Annotated in this window: 35 protein-coding genes; 33 read left to right on the plus strand and 2 right to left on the minus strand. The window is 60.1% G+C overall.

Going from position 1 to position 25,432, the window contains the following annotated elements:
• The first annotated feature begins 305 nt into the window (after positions 1–305).
• The 10 genes from JHX87_RS15445 (at position 306) to rplP (ending at position 8,971) form a co-directional block, all read left to right on the plus strand.
• A complete protein-coding gene (locus JHX87_RS15445) occupies positions 306–3,785 on the plus strand; it encodes a Hint domain-containing protein (protein ID WP_271886713.1) in 3,480 nt (1,159 codons plus the stop codon).
• A gap of 350 nt (positions 3,786–4,135) precedes the next feature.
• Positions 4,136–4,444 carry a 30S ribosomal protein S10 gene (gene rpsJ, locus JHX87_RS15450; protein WP_042247848.1) on the plus strand — a complete coding sequence of 103 codons (309 nt, stop codon included), beginning with the start codon at positions 4,136–4,138 and terminating at the stop codon, positions 4,442–4,444.
• A 12-nt stretch (positions 4,445–4,456) separates the two neighbouring features.
• A complete protein-coding gene (gene rplC, locus JHX87_RS15455) occupies positions 4,457–5,320 on the plus strand; it encodes a 50S ribosomal protein L3 (RefSeq protein ID WP_271886712.1) in 864 nt (287 codons plus the stop codon).
• Positions 5,320–5,940: a 50S ribosomal protein L4 gene (rplD, locus tag JHX87_RS15460; protein WP_271886711.1), complete on the plus strand. Its 621-nt coding sequence runs from the start codon at positions 5,320–5,322 to the stop codon at positions 5,938–5,940. Before rplC ends, rplD begins: the two co-directional genes overlap by 1 nt.
• Complete coding sequence (locus JHX87_RS15465) at positions 5,937–6,233, plus strand: 50S ribosomal protein L23 (protein WP_271886710.1); 297 nt, start codon at positions 5,937–5,939, stop codon at positions 6,231–6,233. Before rplD ends, JHX87_RS15465 begins: the two co-directional genes overlap by 4 nt.
• Before the next feature lie 94 nt (positions 6,234–6,327).
• Positions 6,328–7,167 carry a 50S ribosomal protein L2 gene (rplB, locus tag JHX87_RS15470; protein ID WP_271886709.1) on the plus strand — a complete coding sequence of 280 codons (840 nt, stop codon included), beginning with the start codon at positions 6,328–6,330 and terminating at the stop codon, positions 7,165–7,167.
• Between the two features lie 3 nt (positions 7,168–7,170).
• The gene (rpsS, locus tag JHX87_RS15475) at positions 7,171–7,449 is read left to right on the plus strand and encodes a 30S ribosomal protein S19 (protein ID WP_122110449.1); all 279 of its coding nucleotides are present in this window, start codon (positions 7,171–7,173) and stop codon (positions 7,447–7,449) included.
• A 5-nt stretch (positions 7,450–7,454) separates the two neighbouring features.
• The gene (rplV, locus tag JHX87_RS15480; protein WP_271886708.1) at positions 7,455–7,835 is read left to right on the plus strand and encodes a 50S ribosomal protein L22; all 381 of its coding nucleotides are present in this window, start codon (positions 7,455–7,457) and stop codon (positions 7,833–7,835) included.
• Positions 7,835–8,545, plus strand: coding sequence for a 30S ribosomal protein S3 (gene rpsC, locus JHX87_RS15485; protein ID WP_271886707.1), 711 nt, complete (start codon positions 7,835–7,837; stop codon positions 8,543–8,545). Before rplV ends, rpsC begins: the two co-directional genes overlap by 1 nt.
• Positions 8,546–8,557: 12 nt before the next feature.
• Entirely contained in the window at positions 8,558–8,971 is a 414-nt protein-coding gene (rplP, locus tag JHX87_RS15490; RefSeq protein ID WP_271886706.1) for a 50S ribosomal protein L16, read from the plus strand.
• 78 nt (positions 8,972–9,049) lie between these two features.
• Here rplP and JHX87_RS15495 read toward each other — a convergent pair whose 3' ends face one another.
• A complete protein-coding gene (locus JHX87_RS15495) occupies positions 9,050–9,700 on the minus strand; it encodes a GntR family transcriptional regulator (RefSeq protein ID WP_271886705.1) in 651 nt (216 codons plus the stop codon).
• A gap of 182 nt (positions 9,701–9,882) precedes the next feature.
• Between JHX87_RS15495 and JHX87_RS15500 the strand changes: the two genes are divergently transcribed.
• From JHX87_RS15500 to JHX87_RS15565, 14 genes are all read left to right on the plus strand, one after another.
• A complete protein-coding gene (locus JHX87_RS15500) occupies positions 9,883–11,319 on the plus strand; it encodes a YfcC family protein (protein WP_271886704.1) in 1,437 nt (478 codons plus the stop codon).
• Positions 11,320–11,587: 268 nt separating this feature from the next.
• Positions 11,588–11,794, plus strand: coding sequence for a 50S ribosomal protein L29 (gene rpmC / locus JHX87_RS15505; RefSeq protein WP_271886703.1), 207 nt, complete (start codon positions 11,588–11,590; stop codon positions 11,792–11,794).
• Between the two features lie 12 nt (positions 11,795–11,806).
• The gene (rpsQ, locus tag JHX87_RS15510; RefSeq protein ID WP_271886702.1) at positions 11,807–12,052 is read left to right on the plus strand and encodes a 30S ribosomal protein S17; all 246 of its coding nucleotides are present in this window, start codon (positions 11,807–11,809) and stop codon (positions 12,050–12,052) included.
• A gap of 77 nt (positions 12,053–12,129) precedes the next feature.
• Positions 12,130–12,498: a 50S ribosomal protein L14 gene (rplN, locus tag JHX87_RS15515; RefSeq protein ID WP_010400243.1), complete on the plus strand. Its 369-nt coding sequence runs from the start codon at positions 12,130–12,132 to the stop codon at positions 12,496–12,498.
• Positions 12,498–12,803 carry a 50S ribosomal protein L24 gene (rplX, locus tag JHX87_RS15520; RefSeq protein ID WP_271886701.1) on the plus strand — a complete coding sequence of 102 codons (306 nt, stop codon included), beginning with the start codon at positions 12,498–12,500 and terminating at the stop codon, positions 12,801–12,803. The genes rplN and rplX overlap by 1 nt, the downstream gene beginning before the upstream one ends.
• Positions 12,803–13,363 (plus strand): 50S ribosomal protein L5, encoded by a 561-nt coding sequence (rplE, locus tag JHX87_RS15525; protein WP_271886700.1) that lies wholly within the window; start codon positions 12,803–12,805, stop codon positions 13,361–13,363. The genes rplX and rplE overlap by 1 nt, the downstream gene beginning before the upstream one ends.
• Before the next feature lie 19 nt (positions 13,364–13,382).
• On the plus strand, positions 13,383–13,688 hold the full coding sequence (gene rpsN, locus JHX87_RS15530; protein ID WP_271886699.1) for a 30S ribosomal protein S14: 306 nt from the start codon (positions 13,383–13,385) through the stop codon (positions 13,686–13,688).
• Positions 13,689–13,698: 10 nt separating this feature from the next.
• On the plus strand, positions 13,699–14,097 hold the full coding sequence (gene rpsH, locus JHX87_RS15535; RefSeq protein ID WP_271886698.1) for a 30S ribosomal protein S8: 399 nt from the start codon (positions 13,699–13,701) through the stop codon (positions 14,095–14,097).
• Positions 14,098–14,107: 10 nt separating this feature from the next.
• A complete protein-coding gene (gene rplF, locus JHX87_RS15540; protein ID WP_271886697.1) occupies positions 14,108–14,641 on the plus strand; it encodes a 50S ribosomal protein L6 in 534 nt (177 codons plus the stop codon).
• 12 nt (positions 14,642–14,653) lie between these two features.
• The gene (gene rplR / locus JHX87_RS15545) at positions 14,654–15,013 is read left to right on the plus strand and encodes a 50S ribosomal protein L18 (protein ID WP_271886696.1); all 360 of its coding nucleotides are present in this window, start codon (positions 14,654–14,656) and stop codon (positions 15,011–15,013) included.
• 114 nt (positions 15,014–15,127) lie between these two features.
• Positions 15,128–15,697 (plus strand): 30S ribosomal protein S5, encoded by a 570-nt coding sequence (gene rpsE, locus JHX87_RS15550; protein WP_271886695.1) that lies wholly within the window; start codon positions 15,128–15,130, stop codon positions 15,695–15,697.
• A gap of 12 nt (positions 15,698–15,709) precedes the next feature.
• Positions 15,710–15,895, plus strand: coding sequence for a 50S ribosomal protein L30 (gene rpmD, locus JHX87_RS15555; RefSeq protein WP_271886694.1), 186 nt, complete (start codon positions 15,710–15,712; stop codon positions 15,893–15,895).
• Positions 15,896–16,005: 110 nt separating this feature from the next.
• The gene (locus JHX87_RS15560) at positions 16,006–16,728 is read left to right on the plus strand and encodes a hypothetical protein (protein WP_271886693.1); all 723 of its coding nucleotides are present in this window, start codon (positions 16,006–16,008) and stop codon (positions 16,726–16,728) included.
• A 182-nt stretch (positions 16,729–16,910) separates the two neighbouring features.
• Positions 16,911–17,600 (plus strand): VPLPA-CTERM sorting domain-containing protein, encoded by a 690-nt coding sequence (locus JHX87_RS15565; protein WP_271886692.1) that lies wholly within the window; start codon positions 16,911–16,913, stop codon positions 17,598–17,600.
• 103 nt (positions 17,601–17,703) lie between these two features.
• Here the strand turns inward: JHX87_RS15565 and JHX87_RS15570 are convergent, their stop codons facing one another.
• Positions 17,704–18,312: a hypothetical protein gene (locus JHX87_RS15570; RefSeq protein ID WP_271886691.1), complete on the minus strand. Its 609-nt coding sequence runs from the start codon at positions 18,310–18,312 to the stop codon at positions 17,704–17,706.
• A 244-nt stretch (positions 18,313–18,556) separates the two neighbouring features.
• On the opposite strand from JHX87_RS15570, the gene rplO reads away from it, so the two are divergent.
• From rplO to JHX87_RS15615, 9 genes are all read left to right on the plus strand, one after another.
• Positions 18,557–19,033, plus strand: coding sequence for a 50S ribosomal protein L15 (gene rplO / locus JHX87_RS15575; protein WP_271886690.1), 477 nt, complete (start codon positions 18,557–18,559; stop codon positions 19,031–19,033).
• 107 nt (positions 19,034–19,140) lie between these two features.
• Positions 19,141–20,508 carry a preprotein translocase subunit SecY gene (gene secY, locus JHX87_RS15580; protein WP_271886689.1) on the plus strand — a complete coding sequence of 456 codons (1,368 nt, stop codon included), beginning with the start codon at positions 19,141–19,143 and terminating at the stop codon, positions 20,506–20,508.
• Between the two features lie 36 nt (positions 20,509–20,544).
• Entirely contained in the window at positions 20,545–21,192 is a 648-nt protein-coding gene (locus tag JHX87_RS15585) for an adenylate kinase (protein WP_271886688.1), read from the plus strand.
• A gap of 214 nt (positions 21,193–21,406) precedes the next feature.
• Positions 21,407–21,775, plus strand: a complete 369-nt coding sequence (rpsM, locus tag JHX87_RS15590; protein ID WP_271886717.1) for a 30S ribosomal protein S13 — start codon at positions 21,407–21,409, stop codon at positions 21,773–21,775.
• A 13-nt stretch (positions 21,776–21,788) separates the two neighbouring features.
• Positions 21,789–22,178 carry a 30S ribosomal protein S11 gene (rpsK, locus tag JHX87_RS15595; protein WP_271886687.1) on the plus strand — a complete coding sequence of 130 codons (390 nt, stop codon included), beginning with the start codon at positions 21,789–21,791 and terminating at the stop codon, positions 22,176–22,178.
• Positions 22,179–22,293: 115 nt separating this feature from the next.
• Complete coding sequence (locus JHX87_RS15600; RefSeq protein WP_271886686.1) at positions 22,294–23,310, plus strand: DNA-directed RNA polymerase subunit alpha; 1,017 nt, start codon at positions 22,294–22,296, stop codon at positions 23,308–23,310.
• Between the two features lie 117 nt (positions 23,311–23,427).
• Positions 23,428–23,847 (plus strand): 50S ribosomal protein L17, encoded by a 420-nt coding sequence (gene rplQ, locus JHX87_RS15605; protein ID WP_271886685.1) that lies wholly within the window; start codon positions 23,428–23,430, stop codon positions 23,845–23,847.
• A gap of 321 nt (positions 23,848–24,168) precedes the next feature.
• Positions 24,169–24,780 carry a helix-turn-helix transcriptional regulator gene (locus JHX87_RS15610; protein ID WP_271886684.1) on the plus strand — a complete coding sequence of 204 codons (612 nt, stop codon included), beginning with the start codon at positions 24,169–24,171 and terminating at the stop codon, positions 24,778–24,780.
• A gap of 61 nt (positions 24,781–24,841) precedes the next feature.
• Complete coding sequence (locus JHX87_RS15615; RefSeq protein WP_271886683.1) at positions 24,842–25,432, plus strand: acyl-homoserine-lactone synthase; 591 nt, start codon at positions 24,842–24,844, stop codon at positions 25,430–25,432.

Here is a 25,432-nt window from a genome sequence, read left to right on the forward strand (position 1 = left end):
GCTTGTCGTGCTGATCGCCGCAGCCCTGGTGGGGCTGGCCCTGAGGTATCAGCTTTACTACCAAATTGTTAAAAAAATTAGAGGAGTAAATGCGTCTGGAGGAAGGCCCTGGCTATCATTTGATAAGTTCTCAATATCGGCTGAAATGTTTCTTCGATATTAAGAGTTTCTGATCAAGTGAATTTTCCCCGTTCCGTATGCGCCCGCCGTATTGCGGTTTTTCCTTGTTGTTGTGCCTGGCTGGACCGGATCGTTCTGGCGTCTTGGGGATCCCGTGCTGATCCCGGATCACGGAGTATGGGGTAATGGCCACGAATGAAAACGACAGCGTCACGGGCAGCGCTGTAGACGACACGCTGCGTGGTCTGGCTGGCGATGATACCATCAGCGCCGATGCCGGGAATGATCTGGTCTTTGGCGACGATGACGTCAGTCTCTATGATGGTGCCCAATCCCACTATGTCAGGGGCTATGTCGGGACGACCGATGGCGGCGTGACGGGGTCCACCGATTTCACCCTTACCCAGGGGACGCTTGGCGGCAATCCGGTGACAACCGCCGCGACCGTCAGGTTCAACGTCTCAACGCCGCGCCTGATCCGCTTCGTCGATGGCGCGGGCGACACCGAGATCGCGAATGATACCGTCAACGAGCAGGCGTCAAGCGATCCCGACCAATATGTCGAGATCGACGGCATCCTCTACAATGCGGTGATCGACTACACGCTTCGGATGACGGATGCGTCGGGAACAGACTATGTCTTTGCCGTGCTTGACGTCGATTGGGAGCGTGACGGAGATTTCAACGACAATACCAACGGGAATGGCGCCGAAGACGGCCCGATACTGATCCAGATTTCCGGCCCGACGCCGACGGCGACCACGGAACTGACCGCGCAGGAAATCACGGATCCCAATGCCGCCCTGCCTTACGCCAGCTATGCGGTGACGCCAAGCTTCAATGACAGCCTGTCGGGTGGGGACGGCGATGATACGCTTCTGGGTCAACAGGGCGATGATTTCATCGACGGGGGGGCCGGCAATGACTTGTTGTCGGGAAACAGCGGCGTCGACACGATCCATGGCGATCTCGGAAATGACACGATCTATGGCGGCAGCAACAGCGACACGATTTCAGGCGGCCGCAACGATGATGTGATTTACGGCGATAGGGGAAACGCGCCCTATCAGACCAACCTGCTGAAAAACGGTGGCTTCGAAGATATCTCTGGTGGCGTCAATACCGGGTCGACACCCGCCGGCTGGACAACGACGGGGGTCGGAAGCGGGACCTATGCCCTGAACGATGAACGGAAGAGCGAGGGGACTTATGCATTCGCCCTGGGCGGTGGTACCGGCGCGACGGGGCAGACCCTTTCACAGACGGTAAATACGATACCGGGCGAAAGCTATACGCTGAAATTTGATGCGGGTTCCTTTGCCTATCTGTCGGATCTGGGGCTGAACATCAGCAGTGGCGGCAACGTCATCTCTTCCACGAATTTTCAGCCGCCGGAAGAGAGCGCCAATGGGGGCCTGACCTCTTACACCTATACATTCGTCGCGACCTCTGAATCGACGACGATCACCTTTATCAACAATGGTCCCGTCGTGACCGCGCCCAACAGCGATATCGACCTGGACAATATCCGCCTGCTGGAGGCCAATACCGAAGATGGCGGCAACGATACCATCGACGGCGATCGCGGGAATGACACGATCTATGGCCAGGAAGGCGATGACAGCCTTCTGGGTCATCTGGGCTATGACGAAATCCACGGCGGGACGGGTAACGACACGATCGACGGTGGGACCGGCAATGATCTTATCTACGGTGACGATAATATCGATCCGGGTGCCGGGACCGATTATCACGATGTCAGCGCCTATTTCGGGACGACCAATGGCGGGTTGAATGGCGGCCAGGACTTTACCCTGGTTGACGGGACGCTTGGGAATCCTGTTCCGGCGTCTCTGGCGCCCGCACAGGTGCTGTTCAACGAAAGCCAGCCCTCGGTCATCCGCTTCTTTGACAATACCGGTGATGCGATCATCGAAAATGACGGCGGCGGCGCTGCTGGCAACGACAAGGTGAACTCGGACCCGAACCAGTATGTCGAGATCGACGGGGTCAAGTATAACGTTGTCGTCGACTTCACCCTGCAGATGACGGACGGGACGAACCTGTATGAATTCGCCGTGCTTGATGTCGACTGGGATGGCGACGGTGATTTTGACGAGAATGTCGATGGTAACCGGGCAGAGGACGGCCCGCTGCTGATCCAGACCGCGGGGCCCAATCCCCCCGCTGGCACGACGCTGACGGCGGTCGCCGTTCTGGACGGCAACGCGACCGTTGCCTATGGCGACCATGCTGCCGTCACCTATGACGACAGCATCATCGGCGGAGACGGCGACGACACGGTCTATGGCCAGCGTGGCAACGACACGATCCGCGGCGACGGGGGCGCTGACTCGCTCAGTGGCGGCGTCGGTGACGACAATATCTCGGGCGGTATCGGGAATGATACGGTCGAGGGCGGCGACGGCGCCGATATTATTGCGGGCGGCGACGATAATGACAGCCTGTATGGCGAGCTTGGCGATGACACCATACTGGGCGATGCCGGCAATGACCGGCTTTTCGGTGGCGAAGGTAACGACAATCTGGACGGGGGCGCCGGTGAGGATGTCGTTCTGGGGGAAAGTGGTGATGACACCCTGACGGGCGGCGCGGGCCGTGACACCATCGATGGCGGTGCCGGTTCGGATCAGCAGGCAGGCGGCGGGGGCGATGACCTTTTCGTTCTGTCCTCGGGCCATGACACGATCACCGATTTCGGCACGGGCGAAACCGGGCCGTTTAACGACCGTACCGAGGCCACGCCCGATGACGAGCAGGGCAATAACGATTTCATCGACCTTTCCGGAAAGTACAACTGGGACACCTATAATGCTGCGGTTGCTGCGGGCGACATTGATCCCGCCGTTGTGACGACGCCGCTGCAATGGCTGCGCAAGGACCATAATGACGACGGTATCCTGAACGACACGGCCGCCGGGTGGGATGCGAATAATTCGCTGACGTTGATGAATGATGGGGAATCGGTCCTTGAGACCGATCTGAATTACGACCGCACCAATGTTGTCTGCTTTACGCGCGGAACGCGGATCCGGACCATCGACGGCGATGTGCCGGTCGAGGAATTGTTTGTCGGTCAGTCGATTCAGACCTCGGATTCCGGGTTTCAGTCCTTGCGCTGGATCGGCAGCAATCGCGTCTCGGCCAGCACGCTGCGCGCGAACCCGCATCTTCGCCCGATCCGCATTCGGGCCGGGTCGCTGGGCAGGAACATGCCCGATCAGGATCTGCTGCTGTCGCCCCAGCATCGGGTGCTGGTCAGCGCCCCCCCGGTCGAGCGGATGTTCGGCCAGCGGGAAGTGCTGGTGGCGGCGAAGCATCTGACGGATCTGGACGGGGTCGAGATCGCCACCGATGTGCCCGAGGTCGAATATTGGCATTTCCTGATGAATGACCATCAGATCGTCTTCTCGAACCATGCGCGCACGGAAACGCTGTTCACGGGCGCCGAGGCGATGAAGACCATCAGCGCCGAAGCCAGAAGAGAGATTTTCCAGATCTTCCCGCAACTGGCCGAGATGCGCCCGGAATGCGGGATTGCCCTGTCCGCGCCCGCACGTACCTTTGCCAATGGCCGCCGGGGACGTCAGCTGGCACAGCGGATCGCAAAGAACCGCCATCCGGTTGATCATATCGGGGTCTGATCTTGCTGTCCCCTGCACGGGCTGTCAGATATACGCGCAGGCCCGCCCGGAGGTCAGATGATCTCGGGCCCGACACCGACCCCTTCCAGCCTTTGTCCCGCTTGGGCGATCGTGCCGGGGTTTTCAGCGCAGGCGGGGTGAATATCCGCTTCGCCCCTTGACGCGAAGCCGACCTTGGCCTATTAGCGCGCATCGCAGCCCAATTCGCACATGTGCACATAGAATCGGCTGCCATCGTGAGGGCCGTCCGCAATGGGGGCGGCCTTACGGTTTTTCTATACGGTTCGACGCTGGCGTCGCGTGGTGCGCTGTCAGCCTCTCAACTGAAACTCCCCGTAAGAGGGATGACTATGCAAAGCCAAAACATCCGTATTCGGCTGAAGGCGTTTGACTATCGCGTTCTGGATGCCAGCACGCAGGAAATCGTCAACACCGCCAAGCGCACTGGCGCGACGGTCCGCGGCCCGATCCCGCTGCCGAACAAGATCGAGAAATTCACCGTTCTGCGCGGCCCGCACATCGACAAGAAATCCCGCGACCAGTGGGAAATCCGCACGCATAAGCGTCTGCTGGACATCGTCGATCCGACCCCCCAGACCGTTGACGCCCTGATGAAGCTCGACCTCGCCGCCGGCGTGGATGTCGAGATCAAGGTGTAAGAGGAGGCGAAGATGCTGCGTACTGGTGTTATCGCCAAGAAACTGGGCATGACCCGTCTGTTCCTGGAAGACGGCCGTCAGGTTCCCGTGACCGTGCTGCAACTGGACAACCTGCAGGTTGTCGATCAGCGCACCAATGACCGCGACGGCTATACCGCCGTTCAGCTGGGCGCCGGTGAAGCCAAGGCAAAGCGCACGACCGCTGCAATGCGTGGTCACTTTGCAAAGGCCTCGGTCGCGCCCAAGCGCAAGATCGCGGAATTCCGCGTCGCCGAAGAAAACCTGATCAACGTTGGCGAAGAGATCACGGCTGACCACTATTTTGCAGGTCAGTTCGTCGACATCGCCGGCACCTCGATCGGTAAAGGTTTTGCGGGTGCGATGAAGCGCCACAACTTTGGCGGTCTGCGCGCCTCGCACGGCGTGTCGATCAGCCACCGTTCGCATGGCTCGACCGGCCAGTGTCAGGACCCCGGCAAGGTGTTCAAGGGCAAGAAGATGGCAGGTCACCTGGGTGCCGTTCGCGTCACCACGCAGAACCTGCAGGTCGTGCGCACCGATGCCGACCGTGGCCTGATTATGGTCAAGGGCTCGGTTCCGGGTTCGAAAGGTGGCTGGGTCACCGTCAAGGATGCCGTCAAGAAGGCAACCCCTGAGAATGTGATCTATCCCGCCGCGCTGAAATCGGCTGCCGAAGAGGCAAAGCGCGCCGCTGAAGAAGCTGCCGCACAGGCCGCTGCCGAGGAAGAAGCCGCCCGCAAGGCCGCTGAAGCCGAAGCCGCCGCTGCCGAAGAAGCCGCGCTGAAGGAAGCCGAAGCCTCGATCGAGGCTGACAAGGCCGCCGACGGCGATGCTGCGCCCGAAGGAGACAAGTAATGAAACTCGATGTGATCAAGCTGGACGCCGGTAAAGCCGGGTCGATCGAGCTGAACGACGAGATCTTCGGGCTGGCGCCGCGTGGCGACATCCTGCAGCGCGTCGTTCGCTGGCAGCGTGCAAAGGCACAGCAGGGGACCCACTCGGTCCTGGGCAAGTCGGACGTCAGCTACTCGACGAAAAAGATCTATCGCCAGAAGGGCACCGGTGGCGCACGTCACGGGTCCAAGAAGGCGCCGATCTTCCGTCACGGTGGTGTCTACAAGGGCCCGACCCCGCGTTCGCACGCCTTCGATCTGCCGAAGAAAGTTCGCGCCCTTGGCCTGAAGCATGCGCTGTCGGCCAAAGCCACCGCCGGGGAACTGGTCGTGGTCGAGGATCTGAACATCGCTGACGCCAAGACCTCGGCTGTTGCAAAGGCAGTCAAGGAAAACGGCTGGAAGCGCGTTCTGGTCATCGACGGTGCCGAAGTCAACGAAGGCTTCGCCCGTGCTGCGCGCAACCTCGAAGGCGTGGATATCCTGCCGTCGATGGGTGCCAACGTTTATGACATTCTGAAGCGTGACACTCTGGTCATCACGCGTTCGGGTGTCGAAGCTCTGGAGGCTCGTCTGAAATGAGCGCGAAAGCTGAACATTACGATGTGATCGTCAAGCCGATCATCACCGAAAAAGCGACCATGACCTCGGAAAACAACGGCGTTGTGTTCCAGGTTGCCAAGGACGCATCGAAGCCGCAGATCAAGGAAGCGATCGAAGCGCTGTTCGGTGTGAAGGTGACGGCTGTGAACACGACCATCACCAAAGGCAAGGTCAAGCGCTTCCGTGGCCAGCTGGGCCGCCGCAGCGATGTGAAAAAAGCCTATGTGACCCTCGCCGAGGGAAGCAGTATCGACGTCTCGACCGGACTTTGATAACAGGGCACGAATCTGCGGCCTCGGAGTTCCGGGGCCGCTGATCTTTTGACGAAACGGACCAATCTGGTCCAAAGCAACGGAAGACAGAAAGATGGCATTGAAGTCGTATAAACCGACGACGCCTGGCCAGCGCGGGCTGGTTCTGATCGACCGTTCGGAGCTTTGGAAAGGTCGCCCGGTCAAATCCCTTACTGAGGGTTTGACCAAGAAAGGCGGTCGGAACAACACCGGACGGATCACCATGCGCCGCAAAGGCGGCGGGGCAAAGCGCCTGTATCGCATCGTCGATTTCAAGCGCAACAAGTTCGACGTGACCGCGACGGTCGAGCGGATCGAATACGATCCCAACCGGACCGCTTTCATCGCATTGATCAAATATGAAGACGGCGAGCAGGCTTACATCCTGGCTCCGCAGCGTCTGGCCGTGGGTGACAAAGTCGTCGCCGGCAGCCGCGTTGACGTGAAGCCCGGCAACGCCATGCCCTTCAGCGGCATGCCGATCGGCACGATCGTCCACAATGTCGAGCTGAAGCCCGGCAAGGGCGGTCAGGTCGCACGTTCGGCGGGCACCTATGCCCAGTTCGTCGGCCGCGACGGTGGCTATGCCCAGATCCGCCTGTCCTCGGGCGAGCTGCGCATGGTCCGTCAGGAATGCATGGCGACCATCGGCGCCGTGTCGAATGCCGACCATTCGAACCAGAACCTGGGTAAAGCCGGTCGTAACCGCCACAAGGGCATCCGCCCAAGCGTTCGCGGTGTTGCGATGAACCCGATCGACCACCCGCATGGTGGTGGTGAAGGCCGGACCTCGGGTGGCCGGACGCCGGTCACGCCCTGGGGTAAGGACACCAAGGGCAGAAAGACTCGCAACAACAAGACGACCGACAAGTATATTCTGCGGTCGCGTCACGCGAAGAAGAAGGGGCGCTAACCCATGGCACGTTCTGTTTGGAAGGGCCCCTTTGTTGACGCCTATGTGCTCAAGAAAGCGGAAAAGGCCCGTGAGTCGGGGAAATCCGACGTCATCAAGATCTGGTCGCGTCGTTCGACCATCCTGCCGCAATTCGTCGGTCTGACTTTTGGCGTTTACAACGGCCACAAGCACATCCCGGTCAACGTGACCGAGGAAATGATCGGTCAGAAATTCGGTGAATATTCGCCCACCCGGACCTATTACGGTCACGCGGCGGACAAGAAAGCCAAGAGGAAGTAATCGTCATGGGTAAGGAAAAGAATCCGCGCCGCGTGGCGGATAACGAGGCGATGGCGAAAACCCGCATGCTGCGCGTTTCGCCGCAGAAGCTGAACCTCGTCGCGCAGATGATCCGCGGCAAGAAGGTTGATCGTGCCCTGGCCGACCTGACCTTCTCGCACAAGCGTATCGCGGGCGATGTGAAGAAATGCCTTCAGTCGGCCATCGCGAATGCTGAAAACAACCACAGCTTGGACGTCGATAACCTGATCGTCGCCGAAGCCTGGGTTGGCAAGAACCTGGTGATGAAACGCGGCCGTCCGCGTGCACGTGGTCGCTATGGCCGCATCATGAAGCCGTTTTCGGAAATCACCATCAAGGTGCGCCAAGTCGAGGAGCAAGCGTAATGGGTCAGAAGGTCAATCCGATCGGTATGCGCCTGCAGGTCAACCGCACCTGGGACAGCCGCTGGTATGCCGATGACAAGGAATATGGCGATCTGCTGCTTGAAGACCTGAAAATTCGGGACTTCATCAAGAAGGAAGCCAAGCAGGCCGGCATCAGCCGCGTCATCATCGAGCGCCCTCACAAGAAGTGCCGCGTGACCATTCACGCTGCGCGTCCGGGCGTCATCATCGGCAAAAAAGGCGCCGATATCGAGGTGCTGCGCAAGAAGCTGTCGAACCTGACCAGCAGCGAAGTGAACCTGAACATCGTCGAAGTTCGCAAGCCGGAAGTCGATGCCGCTCTGGTCGCTGAATCGATTGCTCAGCAGCTTGAGCGTCGTGTGTCTTTCCGTCGCGCCATGAAGCGCTCGGTCCAGAACGCGATGCGCATGGGTGCATTGGGTATTCGTGTGAACGTCGCTGGCCGTCTTGGCGGTGCCGAGATCGCCCGTACCGAATGGTATCGCGAAGGCCGTGTGCCGCTGCACACGCTGCGTGCCGACATCGACTATTCGCTGGCCGAAGCCACGACCCCTTACGGGATCATCGGCATCAAGGTGTGGATCTTCAAGGGCGAGATCATGGAACATGATCCCCAGGCCCATGATCGCCGCGCCGCCGAGGCTCAGGACGGTCCGGCCCCGCGCGGCCCGCGCCGCGACGCTCGGTAAGGAGTAACAGATATGCTGCAACCGAAACGGACGAAGTTCCGCAAACAGCACAAGGGCCGTATCCACGGCCAGGCGAAAGGCGGCTTTGAGCTGAACTTTGGCTCTTTTGCCCTGAAGGCAACCGAGCCCGAGCGCGTCACGGCCCGTCAGATCGAAGCGGCCCGCCGCGCGATCACCCGCCACATGAAACGTCAGGGCCGGGTCTGGATCCGGATTTTCCCGGATGTTCCGGTTTCGTCGAAGCCTACCGAAGTCCGTATGGGTAAGGGTAAGGGCTCGATCGATTTCTGGGCCGCCCGTGTTCACCCCGGCCGGATCATGTTCGAAATCGACGGTGTCTCGGACGAGATCGCGCGTGAAGCGCTGCGTCTGGGCGCACAGAAACTGCCGGTTCTGACCCGCATCGTTGCGCGCGAAGACTGGTAAGTTCTGACAGGGGAAACCCGTCAAATAGAAGGCCCCGCCATCGCTGGCGGGGCCTTTTTCATTGTCGCGCAGCGCCCGTCAGGCGGCGTTGTTGACGCCCCACCAGCGAAGGGTCAGGTGCAGGTGATGCTCGATCCGCTCGATGGCGGTGGCGCCGTCGCCCTGTTCCAGCGCGGTGATGATCTCCAGATGCTCCTGCATCGCGGGCACCACCCGGTCGGCCAGGAAGCTGCGCGCGTTCTGGATGACCGAGATCCGGTTGCGATTGGCGGCATAGGCCTGACGCAGGAACGTATTGTCCAGACCCGAGGCCATGAAGTCATGCAGCGACAGATCCGTCGCCAGCGCCCGTTTCGACAGATCGCCGCGCGGCGCGTGGCTGGCATCGTCCAGCAGATCCTCATGCGCATTGCGCAGCGCCCGCAATTCTGCGGCATTGCTGTCCAGCAGCCGCTTGATCCCTTCTTTCTCCAACAGCGCCCGCATCTCCATGCATTCGCGCGTGGTTTCCGGCCCAGCTTCCATGATGATGACGCCCCGCTTGGGCAGCACGCTCAGCAGCGACTGCGCTTCGGCACGCTTCACGGCCTCACGCGTGGGGGCCAGCGGAAAGCCAAGCGTTTCGGCCAGCATCGGCATCGCCATGAATTCGCTGCTGCGGATGTTTCCCACGCGCAATGCCTGCAGCAGCGCCTGAAAGGCCTGTTCGGATTGTAGCTCCTCTGGCATGTTGATTTCGGTTCCTCTTTGGCGGCAAGAAAGACTTTCAAGAAATTCCGATGAATGCTTTTCGGAATCCTTTATAGTCACATTCTGATCTATCAACTAACATTTCAGAAGAAATACTAGAGCGAATGTCAAGAAATTTCGGCCATCGCCGTTCCAACAGAATGAAAGCAGCGGAGATTAGAATGACTGAAGAAACCGAGGTTGTAGGCGAAGAGCACAGCTCTCGCGGTTTCAGGATGCCGCATATCTATGTGATCCTGTTCGTGTTCACCGCGATTGCCGCGCTTTTGACACATGTGATTCCGGCCGGTCTGTACGACCGGATCACGCTGCCGAACGGCCGCGCGGCGGTCGATCCCGATACCTTCCGCTATATCGAGGCCACGCCGGTCGGGTTGGAAGAGTTCATGATGGCCATTCCCCGTGGCCTGATCGATGCCTCGCAGGTCGTTTTCTTCACGCTGATCATTGGCGGGATGTTCATGGTGATCCGCAATACCGGCATCATCGACGTGGCCGTGGACAAGCTGACCCGCCGCTTTGCCTCGCGCAGCGTGCTGATGATCCCGACGCTGATGATCACCTTCGCGGTGATCGCGACGCTGATCGGCACGCAGGAACTGGCGCTGGTCTATGTGCCCGTGATCCTGCCGCTGATGATTGCGCTGCGGTTCGATTCAGTCGTCGCGGTGGGCACGGCGCTGTTGGCCACGACGGCGGGCTTTTCGGCGGGCGTGCTGAACCCGATCAACACCGGTCTGGGACAGTCCATTGCCGAATTGCCGCTTTATTCCGGTTTTGGTCTGCGCAGCCTTCTGTTCATCGCGCTGGTCGGGGCGGCGGTCCTGTACCTGATGCGCTATGCCTTGAAGGTCCGTGCCAATCCCGAGCTGAGCCTGATGGCCGACCGCCCGCTGGAGATGGAAAAGCGCCGCATCTATGTGCACGACCTCGATACGCCGCCGATGCAGTTCAGCAAGCGCCAGAAATGGGCCGGGATCGCGACGCTGGTCTTTTTCGGGATCATGGTCTGGGGCGTGCTGACCCGTGGCTGGTTCATGACCGAAATGGCGGGCCTGTTCGTGATCATGGGCATCAGCGTGGGCCTGATCGCCGGGCTGAGCACGGAAAAGATCTGCGAGGGCTTCAACCAGGGTTTCCAGGATGTGCTGGTCGGTGCGATCATCGTCGGCCTGGCCCGTGCCGTCGCCGTCATGCTGGAGCAGGGGCAGGTGATGGACACGCTGGTCAACGGGCTTGGCGGTCTGGTTGGCGGTCTGCCCTCGACCTTCTCGGCGCTTGGCATGTTCGCCTCGCAGCTTGGCTTCAACTTCGTCGTGCCCTCGGGCAGCGGTCAGGCGCTGGTGACGATGCCGATCATGGCGCCGCTGTCGGATCTGATCGGCGTCACCCGTCAAAGCGCGGTGCTGGCCTATCAGCTGGGCGACGGGCTGTCGAACATCCTCTACCCGACCTCGGGCTACTTCATGGCCACGCTGGCGCTGGCCGGGGTCAGCTGGGATCGCTGGGTACGCTTCTTCCTGCCGCTGTTCGGGATCTGGGTCGGCATCTCGTCGCTGTTCCTGATCTATGCGCAGGCCGTGGACTGGATCGGCTGACCTCCCAAAACTTCAGCCATCCGACGGGCGGGGTCTTTCCCCGCCCGCTTTTATTTGACCGGACCGTGACGCTGCGATAAGGGCAGAGCCACCATTGTCGGCGACCCGCTGGCCGACTGGCAGCCATGCGTTCGCGCAAGGGCAAAGAAATGCCTTGTGTTTTGGGCCTGACGGGCCTATAGGCACGGCTTCATCACGAAACTCCACCGGAATCAGGGTGGCCCGGATAACCCGGGGCTCTCCGGTGATGTTGAAAGGAAAAAGCGCCATGGATGCGCAAGATCTGCGTTCGAAGACGCCGGACCAGCTGAAAGATCAGCTCGTCTCGCTGAAAAAAGAAGCTTTCAACCTGCGTTTCCAGCAGGCCACCGGCCAGTTGGAAAACACCGCACGCATGCGCACGGTTCGCCGTGACGTTGCCCGTGTGCAGACCATTCTCAACCAGAAAGCGGCGGAAGCCGCGGCCTCGAACTAAGGAGCCCGGCCCATGCCCAAACGCATTCTGCAAGGCCGCGTCACCAGCGACAAGAACGAACAGACCGTGACCGTTCTCGTTGAGCGCCGCTTCAAGCACCCGCTGCTGCATAAAACCGTTCGTTCGTCCAAGAAATACCGGGCGCATGACGCGGAAAACCAATTCAAGGTGGGTGATGTCGTTCGCATCGTCGAATGCGCGCCGATCTCGAAGACGAAACGCTGGACTGTCCTGACGGACGAAGCTGCTTCGGCATAAGTCCATCATCACAGATCAGTAATGATCGAAACCCTGGGGCCGGATAAGGCCGGTCCCCAAAGGTCGGGAGAAACCAAATGATCCAGATGCAGACCAATCTGGATGTCGCTGACAACTCTGGCGCACGCCGGGTTCAGTGCATCAAGGTCCTGGGTGGTTCGCACCGTCGCTATGCGTCGGTGGGCGACATCATTGTCGTATCCGTCAAGGAAGCCATTCCGCGGGGCCGGGTGAAGAAGGGTGACGTCCGTAAGGCCGTCGTCGTTCGCACCGCCAAAGAAGTGAAGCGCGAAGACGGAACCTCGATCCGTTTCGACCGCAACGCCGCCGTCATCCTGAACAACCAGGGCGAGCCGGTCGGCACCCGTATTTTCGGGCCGGTCGTTCGTGAGCTGCGCGCCAAGAACTTCATGAAGATCATCTCGCTTGCTCCGGAGGTGCTGTAATGGCTGCCAAGCTGAAAAAAGGCGACAAGGTCGTCGTTCTTGCCGGCAAGGACAAGGGCAAGCAGGGCGAAATCACCGCTGTGTTCCCGAAAGAGAACAAGGCGATCGTTGATGGCGTGAACATCGCGATCCGTCACCAGCGCCAGACGCAGAATTCGCAGGGTGGCCGCACGCCGAAGGCGATGCCGATCGACCTGTCGAACCTGGCTCTGATGGACAAGAACGGCAAAGCGACCCGCGTCGGCTTCCGTGTGGAAGGTGACAAGAAGGTCCGTTTCGCCAAGACCACAGGAGACGTGATCTGATGCTGGACGCAACGAAATACACGCCGCGCCTGCGCACGCAGTATCGCGACACCATCCGCGCTGCTCTGAAAGAAGAGTTCGGCTACAAGAACGACATGCAGATCCCGCGTCTGGACAAGATCGTCCTGAACATGGGCATCGGCGAGGCCGTGAAAGACACCAAGAAGGTGAAGCAGGGCGCGGAAGAGCTGTCCCTGATCGCCGGTCAGAAGGCCGTCATCACCAAAGCCAAGAACTCGATCGCAGGCTTCCGCGTTCGCGAGGAAATGCCGCTGGGCGCCAAGGTGACCCTGCGTGGCGACCGGATGTATGAATTCCTGGATCGCCTGATCAACATCGCGCTGCCGCGCGTCCGCGACTTCCGCGGCGTGAAGGGCACGGCTTTCGACGGTCGCGGCAACTATGCCATGGGCCTGAAAGAGCACATCGTGTTCCCGGAAATCAACTTCGATCAGGTCGACGAAGTTCTGGGAATGGACATCATCATCTGCACCACCGCGAAGACCGACGCGGAAGCGAAGTCGCTGTTGAAGCATTTCAACATGCCGTTCAACAGCTGATCGCGGAGGGAAAGAAGATATGGCTAAGAAATCCATGATCGAGCGCGAGAAGAAGCGCGAACGTCTGGTGGCACAATACGCTGAAAAGCGCGCTGCCCTGAAAGAGATCATCAATGATCAGTCCCGCCCGATGGAAGAGCGTTTCAAGGCTTCGCTGAAGCTGGCCGAACTGCCGCGCAATTCCTCGGCGACGCGTCTGCACAACCGGTGCCAACTGACCGGTCGTCCGCATGCGTATTACCGCAAACTGAAACTGTCGCGGATCATGCTGCGCGAGCTTGGCTCGAACGGTCAGATCCCCGGCCTGGTCAAATCCAGCTGGTAAGGGGGCGAATATGAACATGAACGATCCTCTCGGCGATATGCTGACCCGCATCCGCAATGCGCAGATGCGCGGCAAATCGACCGTGCGCACCCCTGCCTCGAAGCTTCGCGCTTGGGTTCTGGATGTGCTGAAGAACGAAGGTTACATCCGCGGCTACGAGGAAGTGACCACCGATGACGGCCATAACGAGCTGGAAATCGGCCTGAAGTACCACGACGGCGCCCCGGTGATCCGGGAACTGTCGCGCGTGTCGAAACCTGGCCGTCGCGTTTACGCCGGCGCCAATGAAATCCCGCAGGTCCGTCAGGGTCTGGGCGTTTCGATCGTGTCGACCCCCAAGGGCGTCATGTCGGATGCAGCGGCTCGCAATGCCAATGTCGGCGGCGAAGTCCTCTGCACCGTATTCTAAGGAGGGCAGGATGTCTCGTATTGGTAAAAAGCCGGTCGAACTGCCCAAGGGCGTGACCGCCGAGATCAAAGGTCAGACGATCGAAGTGAAGGGCCCCAAGGGCACCCGCAGCTTCACCGCGACCGATGATGTCGATCTGGCGCTGGAAGAGGGCTCGGTGACTGTCAAGCCGCGCGGCCAGTCCAAGCGTGCTCGCCAGCAGTGGGGGATGACCCGCTCGATGGTCGAGAACCTGACGACCGGTGTGTCGGAAGGCTTCAAGAAAGAGCTGGAAATCCAGGGCGTTGGTTACCGCGCGCAGATGCAGGGCAAAACCCTGAAACTGTCGCTGGGCTATAGCCACGAGGTGAATTTCGAAACGCCCGAGGGCGTGACGATCACCGCGCCGAAGCAGACCGAAATCGTTGTGGAAGGCATCGACCAGCAATTGGTTGGTCAGGTTGCCGCAAACATTCGTGAGTGGCGCCGTCCCGAGCCCTATAAGGGCAAGGGTATCCGCTACAAGGACGAGTATGTTTTCCGCAAGGAAGGCAAGAAGAAGTAAGGGGCGCGAGAAATGGCACTGAAAAAGCAAAAGCTGTTCCAGAAGCGCCGCCTGCGCGTTCGGAACAAACTGCGTGCGATGGCCAATGGTCGTCCGCGCCTGTCGGTTCACCGTTCGTCGAAGAACATCTCGGTTCAGGTCATCGACGATCTGAACGGCGTGACCCTGGCCTCGGCCAGCACGCTGGAGAAGGATTTTGGCGTGGTGGGCAAGAACAATGTCGAAGCCGCTGCCAAGATTGGCACGGCGATTGCCGAGCGGGCCAAGAAAGCCGGCGTCGAAGAGGTGATCTTCGACCGCGGTGGCTTCCTGTTCCACGGCAAGGTCAAGGCATTGGCCGACGCAGCCCGCGAAGGCGGTCTGAAATTCTGATCTCTGTGGGCGGCGCGTTCCGATGGGGCGCGCCGCTCCGATGATCCGGGGGCTGCGGCCCACCTGGATTGGATGCAACGGCGCGTCAGCGCGCCACCGTAAAAGGAATGCCTGATGGCAGAACGTGAAAACCGCCGGGGCCGTCGCGAAGAGCGCAACGAAACCCCCGAATTCGCCGATCGTCTGGTCGCGATCAACCGTGTGTCGAAAACCGTTAAGGGTGGTAAGCGCTTTGGCTTTGCCGCTCTGGTGGTTGTCGGCGATCAGCGCGGCCGTGTCGGCTTTGGCAAGGGCAAGGCCAAGGAAGTCCCCGAGGCGATCCGCAAGGCCACCGAGCAGGCCAAGCGCAACATGATCCGCGTCGCCCTGCGTGACGGTCGCACCCTGCATCACGACATGGAAGGCCGCCACGGCGCTGGCCGCGTCGTCATGCGCACCGCCGTTCCGGGTACCGGGATCATCGCCGGTGGTCCGATGCGCGCCGTGTTCGAAATGCTGGGCGTTCAGGACGTCGTGGCGAAATCGCTGGGCTCGCAGAACCCCTACAACATGATCCGCGCCACGCTGGACGGTCTGAAGAAGGAATCGAGCCCGCGCTCGGTCGCTCAGCGTCGCGGCAAGAAAGTGGCCGACATCCTGCCTCAGCAGCAAGACAAACCGGCTGACGCCGCTGTCGAAGCATAAGGAGACACGGATATGGCAACCATCGTCGTCAAGCAGATCGGCAGCCCGATCCGCCGCCCCGCCATCCAGCGTGAGACGCTGAAAGGTCTGGGCCTGAACAAGATGCACCGCACCCGCGAGCTGGAAGATACGCCGGCGATCCGCGGCATGGTCAACAAGATCCCGCATCTTGTGCAGATCATCGAAGAAAAGAAATAAGCAAAGGGCCGGGGCAACCCGGCCTTTTCTTTTGCGCTGCCGGGATGCGGCGTTAACCCTTCATTAAAATCCAGCCGCTATCGCTGTCAGATGAAACGGATCTGGCGGGGATGTGGGACGTGATTTGCAGGCTGCTCTGCGCGATCTCTGTCATTTTTGGGCTGGCCTCGGGTGCCGACGCGGGCGCGTGGATGCGCGATCCCAAGGCGGGTTTTCTGTCTTTTTCCAGCGAGATTGACCTCGACGGCAACAGCTATACGGGGATCTACAGCGAATACGGGCTGAATGCCCGTAACACGCTGGGATTCGAGCTTGGCTATACCAATGTCGGCGAAACCAGCATGATGATCTGGTTGCAGCGCCGGTTGGGCAGTGGCGAGGGGCCGAACCAGTGGACCTATTCCACGGGTTTCGGTGCTTTCCTGCGCGAGGGGCAGCTGTTCCCGACCGGCCAGATCGGCATCAATTGGGGGCGCGGGTTCGAACATGTCCTGGGCGGCGGCTGGATGTCGGTCGAAGCGCGGCTGAAGATTGCGGGCAAGCAGGAGCAGGTCGTCTATCTGCAAGGCAAGACCCTGACCGAGGCAGAGTTCCTGACCCCGGAAATCACCACCAAGATCGATGCGACGCTGGGCCTGCGCCCGACCGACAGTCTGATGTTCATCAACCAGCTTCGGTTGGAGGACCGCAGCGATGTCGATTTCTCGGCGCGGCTGGCAAGCTCTCTGGTCTATGATTTCGGGGCGCCAGCCAAGCTGGAGCTCGGGCTGATCGCACCGATTTCAGGCGCGGGAGAGGTGGCGGTGAAGATCGGCACCTGGATCGAGTTCTGATGGCAGCCCCGCCGCGAATCGGGCCTGCTCCGGCTAGGGATCTTCCCTGCCAAAGGGCTGAAAACGCGGGGAAATACGCACAGTCAGTTGCACGATGTGCAATTGACTGTCCAAAAGAACAAGTCAGTTCGGCGGCGAGTATGTGCTAATAAAGGTCACCACTAAGTTGAAGAGGTAATCCAGTGAAACTTAAATTTGTAGCTGTGGCCATCGCGGCCGCCGTTGTGAGTACTGCTGCGCAGGCGGCAACCCTGATCAATAACAGCACCTATGGCCTGTACAATAACTCCATCGGCACGGTGCTGGACGGCACCAACCCCTATGGCGGTTCGACGATGTTCCCACTCGCCAATGGTGCAAGCGGCGATCCCTACCTGAACATCCCCTCCAGCGCAGCACCGGATCTGTCGAAAGCAGCGACGGCTCTGGGCAGCTGGCTGACCAATCCGACGGCGCCCGGCGGAACCTGGAGCGGTCTGCGTTATATCCCCAGCGGCTGGGTGCCTAATACCGAGACCGCCATCATCTACAGACTCGAAGGAGGTGCGACGGGACTGACGAACGTGTTCGCTTCTTTCGGCGTCGATAACGGCATTTTCGCTTGGCTGAATGGACGGTTCCTTGGCGGTCACACCGCTTTCGGTGGGGTGGTTCCCGGTGAATTTACCCTGTCAATCGGCGACGTGTCGGCGGGTACGAACTATCTGCAGATCCTTCTGGAAGACCACGGGGGTGGCACGGGCTACTATGTCAATGTGACCGGCGACGTCGCACCCGCGCCGTCACCGGTGCCGCTTCCGGCTTCGGGCGCGCTGATGCTGGCAGGCCTGGGCGCATTGGCTGCGCGTCGGCGCAAGAAGGCGAAGCAATAAGGCTTTTGGGATCTGAAAACACCTGAAACTGCCCCGGATCATTCCGGGGCTTTTTTCATGGCGAGACCGTGCAAATCTGCGTCGGGCGACCCCTTGGTCGGGCTCAGCGACAGATATAGACCGCACCGCCCACCGCCACGACGCTGACGGCCGCACCCGTCAGGAGCGCGGGCGATGAGGCAATGGCGCTGGCGCCGCCGCTGATGGCGGAGAGGGTGCTGGAAATGAAACTGCCCGAGCCGCTGGCGATCACCGCGCCCGATCCGTCGGGCAGGGCGCGCAGTCCGCGTACCGCGCCATTTGTCGCCGCCCCGGCCATGGCAACCGCCGTATCCTTGGTCTGGTTGACGCGCTGGCACAGCGATTTCGCGGGTTCCTTGCAGCGCCCATAGGCATCGCGGCGCCCCAGATCATAGCCCAGCGTCGAATCGCTTTCTTTGTCATGGCGCAGGCAGAACGGGCCACGCTCTTCATCGGTCAGGTCGGGCGTCAGGCTGCGCAGCACGACATAGCTGGGGCAGGTATCGCGGCCCCACCGGGTGAACAGGATCTCGCGCCTGCTGTAATTTTCCTGCAGGCTGGGCTCTTCCTTGTCATAGGCCATGGGAACGTCCTGGCCGTTGATGCGGGTGGTGCAGAATGTCGGCTCGGCCGCGGTGGCGACTGAGGCGAGGCCAAGGAAGGCGGCAAGGGTCAGAAAGGGTCTGCGCATGATGGTGATCCGGGATAGGGTGCCGCCGGTGATAGCCGGACCGGCGCGGCAGGCAATTCACATCCGCTTGTCGCCGGTTGCATTCCTCGCGCTGTGGCACGCAGGAAACGCCCGCAGCCCTTGATCCATGCCGTGCTTCCGTCTATACGCCGCAGGTGCTTTTGCGAAAGCACGACTCACAAGCAAGAAACGCCGTGTCCGCCCTGTCTCGCTTCGGGGGCGCGTCCGGCCAAGGAGAAGCGATATGAAACTGCATGAAATCCGCGACAACGAAGGCGCGAATCGTAAGAAAAAGCGCGTTGCACGTGGTCCCGGCTCGGGCAAAGGCAAAACTGCCGGCCGTGGTATCAAAGGTCAGAAATCGCGTTCGGGCGTCGCCCTGAACGGTTACGAAGGCGGCCAGATGCCGCTGTATCGCCGCCTGCCCAAGCGCGGCTTCACCAAGCCGAATGCGAAATCCTTTGCCGTGATCAATCTGGGTCAGGTTCAGGCTTTCATCGACGCAGGCAAGCTGGACGACAAGGCCGAGATCACCGAGGACGCGCTGGTCGCGTCGGGTCTGGTCCGCCGCAAGCTGGACGGCATCCGCCTGCTGGGCAAGGGCGAGCTGAAGGCCAAGGTCACGCTGGCCGTGACCGGTGCGTCGAAATCGGCTGTGGACGCTGTCGAGAAAGCCGGCGGCAAGGTTTCCCTGCCTGCGCAAGAAGCGGCGGCGGAATAAGCTGTTGAACGGGGCGTCCGCGCCCCATAGATAGCGAACAGGTTTTCCTGGCGCCGCCGTTCCCGGAAACGGGTCGGCGGCGCTGTCATGACACGGGACGAGAACATATGGCGTCAGCCGCAGAACAGATGGCCGCGAACTTCTCTTGGCAGGGGTTCGGCAAGGCCACCGAGCTTAAACAGCGCATCTGGTTCACGATCGGGCTGCTGATCATCTATCGTCTGGGGACCTATATCCCGGTTCCCGGCATCGATGGTGCGGCATTGCGCAACTTCATGGATCAGGCGCAATCGGGCATCGGCGGCATCCTGTCGATGTTTACCGGCGGTGCATTGGGCCGCATGGGCGTTTTCGCGCTTGGCATCATGCCCTATATCTCGGCCTCGATCATCGTGCAGCTTCTGGCCTCCATGGTGCCCGCGCTTGAGCAACTCAAGAAAGAGGGTGAGCAGGGGCGCAAGAAGATCAACCAGTACACCCGCTATGGCACGGTGCTGCTGGCGCTGTTTCAGGCCTACGGTCTGGCGCGCAGCCTTGAGGCCGGCGGTCTGGCCCATGATCCGGGGGTCTTTTTCCAGGCCTCGGTCGTGATCACGCTGGTGGGGGGCACGATGTTCCTGATGTGGCTGGGCGAACAGATCACCGCGCGCGGCATCGGCAACGGCATCTCGCTGATCATCTTCGTCGGTATCGTTGCCGAGATCCCGACCCAGATCGCGCAATTCCTGGCACAGGGCGCCAATCGCGGTTCCACCCTGCTGACGCTGGGCGTGATCGTGATGGTTATTGCCGTGATCACCTTTGTCGTGTTCATGGAGCGTGCCCTGCGCAAGATTCGCATCCAGTATCCGCGCCGTCAGGTCGGGATGAAGATCTATGACGGCCAGTCCTCGCACCTGCCGATCAAGGTCAACCCGTCAGGCGTCATTCCCGCGATTTTCGCCAGCTCGCTGCTGCTGCTGCCGGTCACGATCTCGACCTTCTCGGGCAGCGATGCCGGGCCGGTCATGTCGATCATTCTGGCCTATTTCGGCCCCGGACAGCCGCTTTACCTGCTGTTCTTCGCGGCGATGATCATCTTCTTTGCGTATTTCTATACCCATAACGTCGCCTTCAAGTCTGACGATGTGGCCGACAACCTGAAGAATCAGGGCGGCTTCATTCCCGGGATCCGTCCCGGCAAGCGGACCGAGGAATATCTGGATTATGTCGTGAACCGGGTTCTGGTGATCGGCTCGGGCTATCTGGCTGCGGTCTGTCTTCTGCCCGAGATCCTGCGCTACCAGTGGTCGATTCCGTTCTATTTCGGCGGCACCTCGGTGCTGATCGTGGTCTCGGTGACGATGGATACGATCAATCAGATCCAAAGCCACTTGCTGGCCCACCAGTATGAAGGTCTGATAGAAAAATCCCAGTTGCGCGGGAAGCGTAAGCCGGGAAGTGCGAAGCCGCGGCGGGCACCGTCACGTCGCTGAGAAGACCGGAATTCAGGCTAGGTGAGGGACAGAGCCATGAGCATCAATATTATTCTTCTGGGGCCGCCTGGTGCGGGCAAGGGAACACAGGCGCGTAAGCTGGTTGAAGAGCGCGGGCTGGTCCAGCTGTCCACCGGCGACATGCTGCGCGCTGCCAAGAGCTCTGGCACCGAGATGGGCAACCGGGTCGCGGAAGTGATGGCTCGTGGTCAACTGGTCACGGATGAGATCGTCATCGGTCTGATCCGTGAAAAGCTGTCGGAAGGGGGCAATGGCTTCATTTTCGACGGCTTTCCCCGCACGCTGGCCCAGGCAGATGCCCTGGGGCATCTGCTGGAAGAAACCGGAATGACGCTGGATGCCGTGATCGAGATGCAGGTCGAGGATGAGGCGCTGGTACGCCGCATCACCGGCCGCTTCACCTGCAATAATTGCGGTGAGGTCTATCACGACGACAGCAAGCCCACCAAGAAAGAGGGTGTCTGCGATGTCTGCGGCTCGACCGATCTGAAACGGCGCGCCGATGACAATGAAGACAGTCTCAAGACCCGGCTGCTGGAATATTACAAGAAGACCTCGCCGCTGATCGGCTATTACTATGCCAAGAAGAAACTGCATTCGGTCGATGGTCTGGCCCAGGTCGATGCCGTCGCGACCGAAATCAGCGCTGCCCTGAACGGCTGATCCGGTCAGCAGGGCAAGCAGTTTGCGCTTGTCAAGAACTTCTTGCCTGCAGACCTTGACGATTGGGCGAGGTGGCCTTAAATCACGTCATCTCGCAAGAGAATCACTTGTGTTGACAAGTGGGAATTGGCACGGCCCGAAGGGACGCCTTTCGGGCCTTATGTTGTGAAAAAAGGTTCCGGTGTTACGGAACCGCAACCGAAAAGGAAAACGCGTGGCTCGTATTGCTGGCGTAAACATTCCGACCGGGAAACGCGTCCCGATCGCACTGACCTATATCCACGGCATCGGCCCGATGTATGCAAAGCAGATCATCGAAGCCGTCGGCATCGACGCTAGCCGTCGTGTCAACGAACTGTCGGATGCCGAAGTTCTGCAGATCCGCGAATATATCGACGGCAACCTGACCGTCGAAGGCGACCTGCGCCGTGAAACGCAGATGAACATCAAGCGCATGATGGATCTGGGTTCTTACCGTGGCCTGCGCCACCGCCGCGGCCTGCCGGTTCGCGGTCAGCGCACCCACACCAATGCCCGCACCCGCAAGGGCCCGGCGAAGCCGATCGCTGGCAAGAAGAAGTAAGGGGTAACGGACAATGGCACGCGATAAGACCCGTATGAAGCGCAAAGAGCGCAAGAACATCGCCGCAGGCGTTGCTCATGTGAACTCCAGCTTCAACAATACCAAAATCCTGATCTCGGACGTGCAGGGCAATGCGATCGCATGGTCGTCGGCCGGTACGATGGGCTTCAAGGGTTCGCGCAAATCGACCCCTTATGCTGCCCAGATGGCTGCCGAGGATGCAGGCCGCAAGGCGCAGGATCACGGCGTGAAAACGCTGGAAGTTGAAGTTCAGGGCCCCGGTTCGGGCCGTGAATCGGCGCTGCGCGCGCTGGCCGCTGTCGGCTTCAACATCACCGCGATCCGCGATGTGACCCCGATTGCACATAACGGCTGCCGCCCTCCGAAGCGCCGCCGCGTCTGATTTCGGATAAATAACAGCCAAACCGCGCCCCGCTGCGCGGTTTGGCCATTACGTTTTCAACCTCGGGCGTTTCCGGCCTTGGACATGGGGCGGAAACAAGTATGGAGGCAAACGCATGATCCACAAGAATTGGGCCGAACTGATCAAGCCGACGCAGCTTGAAGTCAAGCCTGGCGCCGACGCGACGCGCACCGCGACGCTGGTTGCCGAGCCGCTGGAGCGTGGCTTCGGCCTGACGCTGGGCAACGCGCTGCGCCGCGTTCTGCTGTCCTCGCTTCAGGGCGGCGCGATCACCTCGGTTCAGATCGATAACGTCCTGCATGAATTCAGCAGCGTCGCCGGTGTGCGTGAAGACGTCACCGATATCGTCCTGAACCTGAAGGGCGTGACGCTGAAAATGGATGTCGAAGGCCCCAAGCGCCTGACCCTGTCGGCCAAAGGCCCGGGTGAGGTGAAAGCCAGCGACATTCAGGAAACCGCAGGCATCACGATCCTGAACCGCGACCATGTCATCTGCCACCTGGATGACGGTGCAGACCTGAACATGGAACTGACCGTTGCCACTGGCAAGGGTTATGTCGCCGCAGACAAGAACCGTCCCGAAGACGCCCCCATCGGTCTGATTCCGATCGACGCCATCTTCTCGCCGGTCAAGCGTGTCAGCTATGAAGTCACCCCGACCCGCGAAGGTCAGGTGCTGGATTATGACAAGCTGACCATGAAGATCGAAACCGATGGTTCGCTGACTCCGGAAGACGCCGTGGCCTATGCTGCGCGCATCGTTCAGGATCAGCTGTCGGTCTTCGTCAACTTCGAAGAGCCCGAATCGGCCAACCGTCAGGACAATGATGACGGTCTGGAATTCGATCCGCGCCTCTTGAAAAAGGTCGACGAGCTGGAACTGTCGGTGCGTTCGGCCAACTGCCTCAAGAACGACAATATCGTCTATATCGGCGATCTGATCCAGAAAACCGAAGCCGAGATGCTGCGCACCCCGAACTTCGGCCGCAAGTCGCTGAACGAGATCAAGGAAGTGCTCTCGGGCATGGGCCTGCATCTGGGCATGGATGTCGTCGACTGGCCGCCGGAAAATATCGAGGATCTGGCCAAGCGTTTCGACGACCAGTTCTGAGCTTTCGGCAGGGCGCGGCCTGATCGCGCCCTGCCACCCCGGGCATTCCGCCCCAAGGAGAGTGGTCCGCACGCATGGACCGCCAGACAAAGCAAAAGACGTTAAAGGAGAAACATCATGCGTCACGCTCGCGGTTACCGCCGTCTCAACCGTACCCACGAACACCGCAAGGCGCTGTTCGCCAACATGGCTGGCTCGCTGATCGAGCACGAGCAGATCAAGACGACCCTGCCCAAGGCCAAGGAACTGCGCCCGATCGTCGAAAAGCTGATCACGCTGGCCAAGCGCGGCGATCTGCATGCCCGCCGCCAGGCTGCCTCGCAGCTGAAGCAGGACCAGCATGTCGCCAAGCTGTTCGAGGTTCTGGGCGAGCGCTACAAAGAGCGTCAGGGCGGCTATGTCCGTGTTCTGAAAGCCGGATTCCGCTATGGTGACATGGCCCCGATGGCAATCATCGAACTGGTCGACCGCGATCCGGCTGCCAAGGGCGCTGCCGATCACGCCCGCACCGAAGCCGAGGCGAATGCCGACGAATAATCGGCCCGTTTCGGTCTCGCAGATGCCGAATCACAGCACCCCGTCACAGCAGATGTGGCGGGGTGTTTTTCTGTTTGCAGCATGACGATGTGATGAATTGCTGTCCTATAAGGCAGCTTTTCGTTAAGTTTGCGCTTAATTTTTCATAGGGTGACGCAAGGGCACTTGTGTCAAAACGCCGTGAAATAAGGGGGAGAAAGGCGAAACGCGCCAACTGTCGCTTTTCACGTTAGAAAAATTAGCGTTAACGCTGTAGCAATGAAACTGAGACATTATTAGTTTGAACTCTGAGCCAATAGAATGCAATTTGTCTAAAAAGTCATGTCCTCACGCGCTGATATCAATGCGGCTTTAAGAAGCCTTGGGAAAGTGTCCCCCTCGGGATACTTTGTGGGGCTGCATATCCGCTTTGCCGCGCCGCTGATGCAGTTCCAGACCTATCCGGAAGATTGGGCCGAATTCTATTCCCAGAACGGCTATGCCTTGCGGGACCCCACGATCGCCTGGGGTTTTTCGACGACGGGTGCCTGTCGATGGTCGAATTTGCCGATTCCCGACCCGTTCAGTATATTGAAGGATGCCGCAAGCCATGGCCTGACATTTGGTCTGACTGTTTCCTGTGGACCAATCAATTCCCGCACCATCGCCAGCTTCGCGCGCGATGATCGCGAGTTCATGGATGACGAGATCGTGGATATCTCGGCAACGGTACGGCGGCTTCACGATATCACGGAGCCGCCTGCAAGCCTGACAAAGGCACAAAAAGAAGCCCTTCGTTGCATCGCGGAGGGCGATCGCCATGCGGCGGCGGCAGCTAAACTTGGCATTACCGAAAGCGCCTTCAAGGCAAGGCTGATTTCAGTTCGGGAACGACTGAAAGCCAGAACCACCGCCGAAGCGCTGCAGAGAGCCAAGGAGTACCGTCTGTTGTAGGGCTTTCGCCCAGGGGACCGTGAGGCAGTGAGGGGAACCTCACACCCCAGGAGTACTTGAAATGCAGACGACGACCCTCTCATTCTCCAACCTTCACAATTATGGAGAATTATTCGCCAACCTTTTTCGGGCACGGAAGCAAAGCTTCATCGTGCAGAAGAAGTGGGAGCTTCCCGAGGCGGAGGACATGGAGTTTGACCAGTACGATACACCGCAAAGCCGGTGGATCGCGATCCATGATAACGGGCTGGTCCTTGCCGGGATTCGCCTGACGCCCACGACTGCGCGCTGCGGTGTCTACAGCTACATGATCCGCGATGCACAGCGCGGGCTGCTGGGTGGCTCGATCCCAGAGAATCTGCTGTATGAGGATGCGCCCGTCGACGAGCAGGCGTGGGAATGCTCTCGTGTCTTTGTCAGCCATGACATTCCGCAGATGTATCGTCGCAAGGTGCATTTCAAAATGGTCGAGGCGATGACCGGCAGCGCCCGTGAAATGGGGGCCAGCCGCCTGATCGCCTTGACCGGTGCCAACTGGCCGCGCTGGTATGGCCGTTGCGGGCTTGAGGCGCAGGCAATCGGCCCGGTCCTGCGGATCGATGATGGCGATTTCCAATGCGTTGCCATCGATCTGACGGCCAAGCTGCATTGA

Source organism: Paracoccus fistulariae (assembly GCF_028553785.1).
Taxonomy (GTDB): domain Bacteria; phylum Pseudomonadota; class Alphaproteobacteria; order Rhodobacterales; family Rhodobacteraceae; genus Paracoccus; species Paracoccus fistulariae.